At 50.9% G+C, this 12,006-nt stretch carries 12 protein-coding genes and 2 tRNA genes; 8 read left to right on the forward strand and 6 right to left on the reverse strand.

The window, feature by feature from the left end; translation table 11 throughout:
* The first annotated feature begins 82 nt into the window (after positions 1-82).
* The 3 genes from ACN0R1_RS09575 to ACN0R1_RS09585 are packed head-to-tail and all read left to right on the forward strand — an operon-like array spanning position 83 to position 3,566.
* Positions 83-2,455, forward strand: coding sequence for a Lon protease family protein (locus tag ACN0R1_RS09575; RefSeq protein WP_417582230.1), 2,373 nt, complete (start codon positions 83-85; stop codon positions 2,453-2,455).
* Positions 2,456-2,473: 18 nt separating this feature from the next.
* Positions 2,474-2,842, forward strand: a complete 369-nt coding sequence (locus tag ACN0R1_RS09580; RefSeq protein ID WP_417582232.1) for a CidA/LrgA family protein — start codon at positions 2,474-2,476, stop codon at positions 2,840-2,842.
* Positions 2,835-3,566, forward strand: coding sequence for an LrgB family protein (locus ACN0R1_RS09585; RefSeq protein WP_417582234.1), 732 nt, complete (start codon positions 2,835-2,837; stop codon positions 3,564-3,566). The genes ACN0R1_RS09580 and ACN0R1_RS09585 overlap by 8 nt, the downstream gene beginning before the upstream one ends.
* 4 nt (positions 3,567-3,570) lie before the next feature.
* On the opposite strand, the gene ACN0R1_RS09590 is transcribed toward ACN0R1_RS09585, so the two are convergent.
* Positions 3,571-4,113, reverse strand: a complete 543-nt coding sequence (locus ACN0R1_RS09590) for a gamma carbonic anhydrase family protein (RefSeq protein ID WP_417582236.1) — start codon at positions 4,111-4,113, stop codon at positions 3,571-3,573.
* A gap of 120 nt (positions 4,114-4,233) precedes the next feature.
* Between ACN0R1_RS09590 and prlC the strand changes: the two genes are divergently transcribed.
* Entirely contained in the window at positions 4,234-6,276 is a 2,043-nt protein-coding gene (prlC, locus tag ACN0R1_RS09595; RefSeq protein ID WP_417582238.1) for an oligopeptidase A, read from the forward strand.
* A gap of 7 nt (positions 6,277-6,283) precedes the next feature.
* On the forward strand, positions 6,284-6,568 hold the full coding sequence (locus tag ACN0R1_RS09600; protein WP_417582240.1) for a YheV family putative zinc ribbon protein: 285 nt from the start codon (positions 6,284-6,286) through the stop codon (positions 6,566-6,568).
* 6 nt (positions 6,569-6,574) lie between these two features.
* Here ACN0R1_RS09600 and ACN0R1_RS09605 read toward each other — a convergent pair whose 3' ends face one another.
* From ACN0R1_RS09605 to ACN0R1_RS09620, 4 genes are read right to left on the reverse strand one after another with little or no spacing between them, the layout of a single operon-like run.
* Positions 6,575-7,912 carry an MATE family efflux transporter gene (locus tag ACN0R1_RS09605; RefSeq protein ID WP_417582242.1) on the reverse strand — a complete coding sequence of 446 codons (1,338 nt, stop codon included), beginning with the start codon at positions 7,910-7,912 and terminating at the stop codon, positions 6,575-6,577.
* On the reverse strand, positions 7,912-8,706 hold the full coding sequence (znuB, locus tag ACN0R1_RS09610; protein ID WP_417582244.1) for a zinc ABC transporter permease subunit ZnuB: 795 nt from the start codon (positions 8,704-8,706) through the stop codon (positions 7,912-7,914). Before znuB ends, ACN0R1_RS09605 begins: the two co-directional genes overlap by 1 nt.
* The gene (znuC, locus tag ACN0R1_RS09615; protein ID WP_417582246.1) at positions 8,699-9,484 is read right to left on the reverse strand and encodes a zinc ABC transporter ATP-binding protein ZnuC; all 786 of its coding nucleotides are present in this window, start codon (positions 9,482-9,484) and stop codon (positions 8,699-8,701) included. The genes znuB and znuC overlap by 8 nt, the downstream gene beginning before the upstream one ends.
* Positions 9,477-9,977, reverse strand: a complete 501-nt coding sequence (locus tag ACN0R1_RS09620) for a Fur family transcriptional regulator (RefSeq protein WP_417582248.1) — start codon at positions 9,975-9,977, stop codon at positions 9,477-9,479. The genes znuC and ACN0R1_RS09620 overlap by 8 nt, the downstream gene beginning before the upstream one ends.
* Before the next feature lie 70 nt (positions 9,978-10,047).
* Between ACN0R1_RS09620 and ACN0R1_RS09625 the strand changes: the two genes are divergently transcribed.
* The 3 genes from ACN0R1_RS09625 to ACN0R1_RS09635 all read left to right on the forward strand — a co-directional run bounded on the left by ACN0R1_RS09625 (position 10,048) and on the right by ACN0R1_RS09635 (position 11,352).
* Positions 10,048-11,076 (forward strand): zinc ABC transporter substrate-binding protein, encoded by a 1,029-nt coding sequence (locus tag ACN0R1_RS09625; protein ID WP_417582250.1) that lies wholly within the window; start codon positions 10,048-10,050, stop codon positions 11,074-11,076.
* A gap of 69 nt (positions 11,077-11,145) precedes the next feature.
* Positions 11,146-11,232, forward strand: a tRNA-Leu gene (locus tag ACN0R1_RS09630).
* A gap of 33 nt (positions 11,233-11,265) precedes the next feature.
* Positions 11,266-11,352, forward strand: a tRNA-Leu gene (locus ACN0R1_RS09635).
* Between the two features lie 343 nt (positions 11,353-11,695).
* On the opposite strand, the gene ACN0R1_RS09640 is transcribed toward ACN0R1_RS09635, so the two are convergent.
* On the reverse strand, positions 11,696-11,821 hold the full coding sequence (locus ACN0R1_RS09640; protein WP_417582252.1) for a hypothetical protein: 126 nt from the start codon (positions 11,819-11,821) through the stop codon (positions 11,696-11,698).
* Positions 11,822-12,006 lie beyond the last annotated feature (185 nt).

Here is a 12,006-nt window from a genome sequence, read left to right on the forward strand (position 1 = left end):
TACAAGTTACAACAAATGTTGCAACTCGGGGTCAATAAACGTTATAACCCGATTATCACTCTGCCGTCTTTGGATAGGATTTATGACAGATTCGACTTTACTGAGTACCGATCAGCTGTACAAAATCTGTGACCCAAAAGACTTGCCTTTTCTGACCACAGACTCAATTGAGCCGTTTAACGGCTTTTTCGGTCAGGAGCGTGCCATTGAGGCGATGGACTTCGGGATCAGCATGCAGCGCCATGGTTACAACCTGTTTGTGATGGGCAACCCGCATACTGGCCGCTTTTCTTTTGCCATGGAAAATCTTAAAACCTATGCCAAAAAGGAGCATAAGCCTTCTGACTGGTGTTATCTGAACAACCTTTCCGACTCTCGTTATCCGGTGGTATTGCAGCTTCCTGCTGGCAAGGCGATGCAGCTGAAGAAAGATATCGAGACGCTGTTCGAAACCTTGCAAACTGAATTACCTGCCGCCTTTGAAAGCCCGGGCTATCAGCGGATTAAAAGCCGTATCGAGCGTGACTTTACCCGCCGTTATGATCAAGCTGTGGATCAGGTCGAGCGTAAGGCACGTGATGTGAACATTGCTGTATATCGTGATGCCGGCACAATCGGTTTTACTCCTCTGGCTGAGGGCCAGGCGATGGATGAGGCGGCTTTTTCTCAGCTTCCAGAAAACGAGCGCGAAGTTATTCAGACCAATATCTCTGATCTGGAAGATCAGCTCAATGAAGGCCTGACAGAGCTTCCCAAGTGGCGCCGTGAAGCGGCGGCGGAGTTACGTCAATTAGACAGTGATACGGCGCGTAAATCTATTCTGCCACTGTTTGCACAACTGCGTGACCGCTATGTTCATCATGCCAGCATCCTTAAGTATCTGGGTTATTTTGAAAAAGACCTGATCAAAAATGTCGCTGAAATCGTCGGTGATGAGCGTGGTATCGAGATTAAGACAGACCAGATGCGCCAGCAGTTTCTGGAAGAGAATTACGGCATTAACCTGTTGGTGGACAATCATAAGACTAAGGGTGCTCCAGTGGTCTATGAAGCCCACCCCAGCTATGAAAATCTGTTTGGACGAGTTGAATATAACAGTGAAATGGGGGCTTTGGTCACCAACTACACTCTGATTCGTCCAGGTGCTCTGCATAGAGCCAATGGTGGTTATCTGCTGTTGGAAGCTGAAAAGCTGCTGGAACAACCCTTTGTCTACAGTGCATTGAAGCGTGCACTGAAATCCCATGATATCCGCATTGAAAATCCGGTCAGTGAATATACTGGCGTGAGTACCATTACGCTGAATCCACAGCCTATTCCATTGAAGGTTAAAGTGGTATTGGTCGGCGGTCGTGATATCTACTACTTGTTGCAGGAACTGGATCATGATTTTGAAAAGATGTTCCGTGTGGTGGTGGATTTTGACGAGGATGTGAAACGCTCACCTGCGAGTGTGCGTAATTATGCCCGCTTGATGAAAACGCTGGCTATGGAGGAAGGCCTGGCGCCGCTGAAACGCGAAGCGGTAGCACGCCTGACAGAGCACAGCTCACGTATGGCCGAAGATCAGGAGATGCTTTCTGCTCATATCGGCGAATTGGTTGACCTGCTGTGTGAGGCTGATTTCCGCCGTCGCCAGCGAGGTGATGAGCTGATCAGCTCTGCGCATGTTGAAATGGCCCTGCAGGGTAAAGAGCGTCGCACAGGCCGCCTGTCAGAAAAAATTCTCGAAAGTATTCTTAACCGCACGGTGTTGATTGATACCGATGGCAGTGCCGTTGGTTGTGCTAATGGCTTGAGTGTACTGCAAGTCGGTGATGTGTCTTTTGGAACCCCGGCCCGCATTACCGCTACAGTGAACCCTGGCAACAAGGGCATAGTGGATATAGAACGAGAAGTGACTCTGGGCCAGCCGATCCACTCCAAAGGCGTGTTGATCCTGTCTGGCTATCTGGGTCACCAATATGCGCATGATTTCCCCATGACCTTGTCCGCCAGTATTGCCATGGAGCAGTCTTACGGCTATATCGATGGTGACAGTGCGTCATTGGCTGAAATATGCACTTTGATTTCAGCGCTGACAAGAATCCCGATCTATCAACACTTCGCCACGACCGGTTCAATTAACCAGTATGGTGAAGTACAGGCGATTGGCGGGGTTAATGAGAAAATCGAGGGTTTCTTCCAGCTTTGTAACATGCGCGGACTGACTGGCAGTCAGGGCGTTATTATCCCACGTGCCAATGTGCGCAACCTGATGCTGAAAAAAGATGTCGTTGAAGCCGTCAATGCGGGTGATTTTTCTATACATGCCGTTAGTCATGTTGATCAATGTCTGGAATTGCTCATGGGGCGTAAAGCGGGGCAACTGAAAACCGATGGCCACTTCACGCAACGCAGTATTAACGCCTTGGTGGTTAAACGTCTGCGAGAAATCGCCAAGGCCAAGCCCTGAAAAAGAATGGTTTGATAAATGACTGTCATTAAAGGTTTTTTAATCCTTTTATTGTTCTTGCTGTTGGGCGATGTGATAGTAACCAGCTTAGAGTTGCCTGTGTCACCGGGTGTTATCGGGATGCTTATGGTTACTCTATGGCTGCTGATGCGTGGTCGAATGCAGAATGACCTGGCTGCTGTGAGTCAGCCGCTGATTGCGCTCTTGGCAATGCTAATTATGCCGGGTGTGGTGGGGGTGTTTTTTGTCGTGGGTGATTATGCTCAGTACTGGCTAGCCGCCCTACTGGCACTGGTGGTGGGGACAATGCTGAGTGTCTTGACCACCCTGTGGTTGATGTCTCGGTTAATGCCGGCGACAAAGAGACCGGAGACCGATGATGCCTGAATTTATGCATGGGTTGGTAATGTTACGGGATCATTTAACCGCAACACCCATAGCGGCTATTGCCATAACGCTGAGCGCTTTTTTTGCCGGAAACTGGCTGTTTCAGAAGATGGGACGGCCGACCTGGTGCCCCGGCATACTGCTTGCGGCGCTGTTTGTGGTGTTGATGCTGGTGGTATTGCAGATCGATTATCGCGTTTATCAAGCTGGTGCTGGCTGGCTTGTGCTGTTGTTGGGTCCTGCCACGGTTGCTCTTGGTGTGCCTTTATTTCAGCAGATCCACCATATCCGCGCACTATGGAAGCCGATACTGTTTACTTTGCCTCCGGCGGCTACGCTGGCGGCACTCTATGCACTGCTGCTGGGTTGGCTGGCGGGTGCTTCACCTGAGGTATTGGCCTCTTTAGCCCCTAAGTCTGTAACCGCACCGATTGCCATGGGTATTACTGAACAAATGGGTGGTTCCATTCCTATTCTGATGGGCGCCTTATTGATAACCGGCGTTATGGCTACCCTCTGGGTTAATCTGATCAGCAACTGGCTAAAGATTGAAGATCATCGGGTGATAGGCTTTGCCCTGGGTATCAACGGTCATGCAATCGGCACAGTTCGAGCTTTTGAAATCAGCCCCACCGCTGGTGCCTTTGCATCACTGGGAATGGGGCTGACTGGATTATTTACGGCCCTGTTCCTGCCACTTATCTGGTTGTTGCTTGGCTTGTGAGCACTTACTTGCTCCAGGACTCTTGCATATGGGTGTCTTTTAGCTTTCGATAGTTGTCTGCACTGTAGCTGAAGAAGTTACGCTCTTTATCAGTTAGTGGGCGTACCTGTTTTACCGGTCGGCCGACATAGAGATAACCGCTTTGCAGTGTTTTTCCGGGTGGCACCAAACTGCCCGCCCCGATGACCACCTCATCCTCAACTACCGCACCATCCATTATCAGGCTACCCATGCCGACCAGCACGCGATTACCGATACAACAACCATGTAAGGTGACCTGATGCCCCACGGTAACCTCGTCCCCCACGATCAACGGATAACCGTCAGGGTTGAAGGGGCCAGCATGGGTGATATGCAACACAGAACCATCTTGAATGCTGCTACAGCGCCCAATACGTATATGATTCATATCACCTCGTATTACCGTCAGTGGCCAGACTGAAGAGTCATCGCCGATTTCCACATCACCCAGTACTACGGCGCTTGGGTCGATAAAAACGGCCTTGCCCAATTGCGGTCGTTTGCCCTGATACTCACGTATATGCATGGATAAAACTCCGGATCGGTTGAAAAGTGACGTACACTTCCCCATTGTATAACAGATCAGCGACAGCGGTTCAGTCAGGCGCTTAGTGTCTGTCGAGAATAACCTTGAAGAGGCCCAAATATGCACAACCCTTTGCTCCAACCCACTCAGCTACCCCCATTCAGTAACATCGAGGTGGCGCATATTGAACCGGCTATCGATGCAATTCTGGCGCAAAACCGTGCGGATGTGGCGGCTCTGACAGCCGCACAGCAGACTCATGACTGGCAGTCACTGGTAGCGACCCTGGAAGAAGGATCGGATCGACTCTCCTATGCCTGGTCCATCGCTTCCCATCTGAACGGTGTGATGAACTCTGATGAGCTGCGTGAAGTCTACAACCGTTGCCTGCCCAAGCTGTCTGCCTACTGGACTGAAATGGGTCAGCACAAAGGCTTGTTTCAGGCTTATGAGCGCTTTGCTGCCAGTGAACACTATGCTGGTCTGGACGCGGCACAGAAAAAGGTTATCGATAATACCCTTCGGGATTTTCGTTTATCCGGCATTGCGTTGCCACCCGATCAGCAGCAGCGCTATGCCGAAATTCAACAGCGCTTATCTGAATTGACCAATAAATTTTCCGAAAACGTGTTGGATGCGACCCAGGGTTGGTACTTTCACACAACTGATGTGGCTGAGCTGCAAGGCTTGCCGGAGGACGCCATTGAAGCGGCGGCCAGCGCTGCACACAGTCGCGATTTGCAGGGCTGGGTTATCACGCTGGACTTCCCTTCCTACTATGCGGTGATAACCTATGCTGATCAGGCGTCTGTGCGTGAGCAGTTCTATCGTGCCTATTCCACCCGAGCCTCTGATCAAGGTCCAAATGCCGGTCGTTGGGATAATTCGGCAGTAATGGAAGAGATATTGGTGTTGCGTCATGAGTTGGCTCAGCTGCTTGGTTATGACAGCTATGCCGATTACTCACTGGCCACGAAAATGGCTGATACACCCGATCAAGTGATTGGTTTTCTGGAAGACCTTGCTACTAAAAGCCGCCATGTCGCTGAGCAGGACCTGGCTGAGCTGACAGCCTTTGCGGCCGAACAAAATGGCGTAGAAAGCCTCAACCCCTGGGATGTGGCTTATTATGCCGAAAAGCTTAAGCAGTCACGCTATCAGCTTTCTCAGCAGATGTTACGCCCCTATTTTCCCTTGCCCAAAGTATTGGATGGTTTGTTTGCGGTTGCAGCGCGTTTGTTCGACATTCACATAGAAGAGCAGGATAACGTCGATACATGGCATCCAGATGTGCGTTTCTTGCGCTTATCCCGTGATGGCAAAACCTTAGCCTATTGCTACCTGGATCCCTTTGCCCGTAGCAATAAGCGCGGTGGTGCCTGGATGGCGGATTGCCGGGATCGTCGTCGTTGTGCCGATGGTCAGGTTCAACTGCCAGTGGCTTATCTGGTGTGTAATTTTAACCCCCCCGTTGGTGGGAAGCCGGCGCTGTTGACGCACGATGAAGTAACCACGCTGTTCCATGAATTTGGGCATGGGCTGCATCATATGCTCACGCAGATCGATTATGCCGAGGTCAGTGGCATCAACGGTGTTGCCTGGGATGCCGTCGAGCTGCCAAGTCAGTTTTTGGAAAACTGGTGCTGGGAACCGGAAGGTCTGGCGCTCATGTCCGGGCATTATGAAACCGGTGAATCCCTTCCGGGTGATCTGTTAGAGAAAATGCTGGCGGCAAAGCATTTTCAAGCCGGTATGATGATGGTGCGCCAGTTGGAGTTTTCTTTGTTCGACTTCCGTTTGCATCATGAATACCAGCCGGGTAAAACGGTTATTCAAGCCATATTAGACCAGGTGCGTGAGCAAGTCGCTGTGCTGACGCCTCCACCTGAAAATCGCTTTCAGCATAGTTTCAGTCATATCTTTGCGGGTGGCTATGCCGCGGGCTATTACAGCTATAAATGGGCCGAAGTGCTATCAGCTGACGCCTTTTCCCGTTTTGAAGAAGAAGGTATTTTCAGCGAAGCCGCGGGACAGGATTTCCGTACCCATATACTGGAAAAAGGCGGTTCGGACGAGCCTATGAATCTATTTGTGGCGTTTCGTGGACGTGAACCCAGTGTCGAGGCTTTACTGCGACACAATGGCATAACACCCAAAGCATGAGGTCTGTATGTCGGTAACCAAACGTTTTATCGCCGGGGCTGTCTGTCCCCGGTGCGGCAAGATGGATGCGGTGCGTATGCATCGGGATGAGGAGCGTGAGTACCGCGAGTGTATCGCCTGCGGTTTCAGTGATTCCTTGCGTCTGGATGGACGACCCGAGCCACAGGAAATCGATACACGGGTACACAAGGACAAGCCAGAAGACCGGCTCAGCGCTAAAGCCAAGGCCTCTGAGCCGGTTAAAGCTGAGCCGATCAGGTTATTCCTTAATCCAGGTAAAAGCGCTGACTGATTGCCACTACGCCAGTCCCCAGCGGTTATAACGGGTCAGTTGCACATAGACCCATCCACCGCTGAGGCCTCTGGCCAGAAACAGACCGCACATAGCCATCCATAGGCCATGATTGGCTAAGGGTTGGGTAAGCCACCAGAGTGGCAGAAAGACCAGTAATACCGAAAGCAGCATGGTATTCTGCATCGCCTTTACCTGAGTGGTACCGATAAAAACACCATCGAGCAGGTAACTCCAAACCGCTATCAGTGGCATAGCGATCAACCAGGGCAGGTAAATGCCAGCCTGCTCTCTTACGCTGTCGATACTGGTGAGTAATGAGATCACAAAATCACCGGCTAGCCAGAAAAACAAAGTCATCCCCAGTGCTGATATCAATGACCAGAGGGTCGCTGCGCTAATCAGTTGATAAAAATCTTTCGATTTACGACGTCCCAGAGCTCTGCCTGCCAAAGCTTCCGTCGCATGTGCAAAGCCATCCAGTGCATTGGATATAAGCACCAGAAAATTTAGTAGCACCGCGTTAGCTGCGACGATATCCGTGCCTAAACGCGCACCCTGTGCTGTAAAAAAAGCAAAGCAGAACAGCAGCAACAGGGTGCGGACAAACAGGTAACGATTCACGTGAAACAGTGCGGCATAATCACGCCAGCGCAGTAATTGTCGAGCAACAAACTGACCGCCGGTATTTATCAGCAGGCCACGGCATAACCACAACCCGAGCCCCAGGCTGGCGTATTCTGCCAGCACGGTACCCAGTGCGACGCCATCGGCGCGCATGCCCAAGCCAAATACAAATAGCAGGTTGAGAACAATATTCAGCAGATTGGTCAGGGTCATGAGTAACAGCGGAATGCGGGTGTTCTGATTGCCGACAAACCAGCCCAGTAGAACAAAATTACAGAGTACGGCGGGCGCGCCCCAGGCTCGGATAAGCGCATAGTGACGGGCTTCAGTGACTACGGCTTCTGTTGCGCCGGACAGTGCCAGTGCGAGTTCGGTAATTGGGTTGCGTAACAGAAATATAATCGACCCTAACAAAAAGGCGATCAGCAAGGATTGAGCAAGATAATTACGAATGGCATTACCGTCCTCACGCCCAAAGGCCTGCGCAACGAGTCCTGTGGTGCCCATACGTAAAAAGCCAAAACTCCAGTAAACCACGGTAAACAGCATTCCACCTATGGCGATGGCAGCCAGGTAGCGAGGCTCGGGTAAATGACCCATCACCGCCGTATCTACTAACCCTAGTAACGGCACGGTAATATTGGATAACATCATTGGCCAGGCAAGTTGCCAAACGCGACGGTGGATGGCGCTATCTGGCCAGTAATGAAAAGCCATCAGCGGCTGGCTCGCTTTAATGGCAGGCTGTAGAGCAGCAGAAAAATTACCAAAGCTGTGACCACGACCGAGGGGCCAGCTGGTGTGTCAAACACCCAGGAAGCCCAGATGCCACCAGTTACCGCGACCATGCCTAGCAGCGAGGCTATGCAGGCCATCTGTTCGGGCGTGCTGGATAAGCGACGTGCCGCGGCCGCTGGGATGATCAGTAGTGAGGTGATCAGCAAAATACCAACCAGTTTCATGGCCACGGCAATGACCAGTGCAATCATCAGCATCAGAGCTAGCCGTGTGGCAGTAACATTCACCCCTTCGACGCGTGCCATCTCTTCATTGATGGTAATCGCCAGGAGTGGATGCCACAGGCGCCAGAGAGTAAACAATACCAATAGCCCTCCTCCATAAACCCACAGCAGATCAGACGGTGCAATCGCCAACAGATCACCAAACAAATATTGCATCAGATCGATACGGATATGGTCCAGTAAGGATACAGCGACCAGGCCAATCGACAGAGTGCTGTGCGCCATGATACCCAGTAGCGTGTCAGTGGCGACCAGATGTTGCTTTTGCATCGCTACCAGTAAAACCGCCAGCAATACGCAGCAAACCATCACCGCCAAATTCAGGTTGATGCTGAACAAAAAGCCCATGGCCACACCCATTAGGGCAGAATGGGCCAGGGTGTCACCAAAGTAAGCCATACGCCGCCAGACCACGAAGGCGCCCAAAGGTCCGGTGATTGCCGCAACGCCTAAACCACCCGCCAGGGCAATCAGAATAAACTCAGGCATCGCTTGACTCCGGTGGTGTGGTGGGTTTTAGCAGTTCGGGTTCAGCATCCAGACGGTCATGGCGGTGGTCATGATGGTGGTTGTACAGAGCAAAAGCCTGCGCCTGGCTGCGTCCAAACAGTTCAATAAAGGTCGGATCATTGCTTACCCGCTCCGGGTGGCCGGAACAGCAGACGTGACGATTAAGGCAGACCACATGGTCTGTTGCCGACATAACCAGGTGCAGGTCGTGTGAGATCATCAGAATGCCGCACTTGCGCTGTTCCCGGATGGCACTGATCAACTGGTAGAGTTCCGTTTGACCGTTAACATCTACACCCTGCACTGGCTCATCCAGGACCAATAGACGCGGATTGCGCAGTAGTGCTCTGGCTAGCATGACGCGTTGGGTTTCTCCACCGGACAGATCGTGAAATGAATGCTGTAACAGGTGTCGTGCGCCGACCTGGTCCAGGGTCATATCCAAAGTGGCAGAATCAGGTTTGAGGCCGATATTCAGAAAACGCCTCACTGTGAGAGGCATGGTTCGATCGATGTGCAGCTTCTGTGGCATATACCCGACTCTCAGCCCCGGTGTGCGCCATAAACTACCCTGGCTGGGTGAGATTAATCCCAGCACAACACGCACTAGAGTCGTCTTGCCTGCTCCGTTAGGGCCGATGAGGGTGGTGATGCAGTCATCGTGTAGCGTCAGGGAAACATGACTGAGCACATCCTCCCGGGCAAAACGTACAGAAATGTCTTCTAGGCGCACAAGATCGCGATCATGATTAGACATGCGGTTGAGGGCTTCCTTGTTGGCATTCTGGACAGATACCCAGTACTTCAATAGTTTCACGGGTAATGGAAAAGCCCAGGCTCTGTGATTGTTGCTTCAGCGCCGCCTGGAGTGGTGTTGCATCGACTTCACGAGCCTGATGGCAGCGCTCGCAGATGAAGAAGCATCCGGAATGTTGTTTTCCAGGATGAGAACAACCCATATAAGCATTGAGTGAAGCCAGTCGATGCACCAGGCCTTGTTCTTGCAGAAACTCCAATGCCCGATAAACAGTGGGGGGCGCTGAGTTAAAACCAGCGTCAGCCAGTGCGGGTAGCAGATCATAAGCGCCCAGGGGTTTATGGTTTTGCCAGATTAACCGCAGCACCAGTTCTCTGACTGGCGTCAGGCGTAGTTGTTGCTCACGGCAAAGTGCTTTAGCGGATGACATGGCTTCATCAATACAGTGCTGATGGTCATTAGCACAGACAAAGGCTGTATTCTTATCAGGCATGACAGATGCGTTCCGAGGTTATTTGTTATATTATAACCTAAACAGTTAGTAAACGGGATCAGGACCTATCATGCCAAAATTAAATACGTTAGTCCGTAGTTTGCCACTTGCCGTCGCACTCTTTTTTTCTACGCAATTGAGTGCGCAGCAGGTTGTTAGTACCCTAAAACCTCTGCATCTGATAGCCAAGGCTGTCACTGATGGTGTGCTTGAGCCATCTCAGCTACTGCCAGACAATGCATCTCCACATACTTTCTCGCTGCGCCCATCTGATATGCAGATGCTAACGGATGCTGAGGTTATTTTCTGGGTAGGGCCGGAGATGGAGCAGTTCATGGTCAGACCTCTGCAGCGTACGAATGCTCGGGTTGTAGAACTTTACACCGATCATGACGATGATCAGGATGACGACCACGACCACGACCACGACCACGACCACGACCACGACCACGACCACGACCACGACCACGACCATGACCACGACCATGACCATGACCATGACCATGACCATGACCATGACCATGACCATGACCATGACCATGACCACGAAGAGCACGATAATGGTGATGCACATGATGAGCACAACCATGATACGCATATCTGGTTAGACCCACATAATGCTGCTGAAATTGCGGTGAAAATGACCGAAGCGCTAGTCAGCATCATGCCGGAGCATGAAGTTGCCTTTCGTGACAATCTGGATGAGTTCAAGTTATCTATTGAACAACTGGATGCTGAGCTAACAACCCTGTTCGAACCGGTTCAAGATAAAGGCTTTTTTGTTTTTCATGATGCTTACGGACATTTTGTTGGACACTATGGCTTGAATCAGTTGGGCTACTTTACCGTAGATCCCGCCAGGCAGCCGGGTGCACGCCATCTTGCTGAGATTCGTCAGCAGTTGCAGGATGACAAGGCCAGCTGTGTCTTCAGTGAACCCCAGTTTACCAGCGCTGTAGTCGAATCGATTACTCGCGGTATCCCTGTTGGTCAGGGCGTGTTGGATCCGTTGGCGCGTGATATCGCTCCGTCTAAAACTGCCTATGTCGACTATTTGCGAGCTTTAGCTATAGAAATGGCTGGCTGCCTAAACAATTGATTGAGTTTTATTCACCCAGGGGGCTTCACAAGCCTCCAAGGGCTGGATATAATGCGCCCCACTTTTGACGCAGATGTGGTGGAATTGGTAGACACGCTAGCTTCAGGTGCTAGTGCCTTCACGGGCGTGGGAGTTCGAGTCTCCCCATCTGCACCATCTATGGTGGTGTAGTGAGTTAAAAGTGAATTTGCAGATGTGGTGGAATTGGTAGACACGCTAGCTTCAGGTGCTAGTGCCTTCACGGGCGTGGGAGTTCGAGTCTCCCCATCTGCACCAATGTTGATATACCCTCCCTGATATTATTTTTATCCCCCTTTTTTATTCGTCATCAGATTTCAGTCTGAGGTGATGTTGGTCCTTTTGTATTAATTTTTCTTACGCATCCATGCACCCGCGGCAGGGCCTGCCCCGCGAGCGGGGCGAGTGTTTTGGGTATACCGTACATCCTGTACATGCGCCGCTCCTGTGCATCCATGCACCCGCGGCATACCGTACATCCTGTACATAAAAAAAGCCCACTCAGGTGACTGAGTAGGCTGCTGCATAACTTGGGATGGGTGAGATCGGTGCTTGCTTGGCCGGATGAAGTGCCTGCAACTGCAGCTAAATAAACGGTGAGTTAAACGACCAGTACGCCTATCTGAAAGGCTAAAGGTAAAATGGCTACCAGAAATGCAGCAACGATCAACAAAATAGAAGGTATCAGCCCTAAAGTTTCATAGGCTTCATCAGATGCATGGCTCATAAATTACTCCTGAAGTGCAAGGTATTTGCATTTAACTTGAGTAGAGCAAAATGAGTGCCAGTTTTATTCTGTGTTGCTTTTTTTGAATCAATTAATTGATATATAAGGAATATTATTGTTTCTTTAAAGTAGATGATAGCATTGATGTAGGTGAATACAGGCATCAATGAGCTGTTTATCTGCCA

The organism is Nitrincola sp., assembly GCF_048264025.1.
GTDB lineage: Bacteria > Pseudomonadota > Gammaproteobacteria > Pseudomonadales > Balneatricaceae > Nitrincola.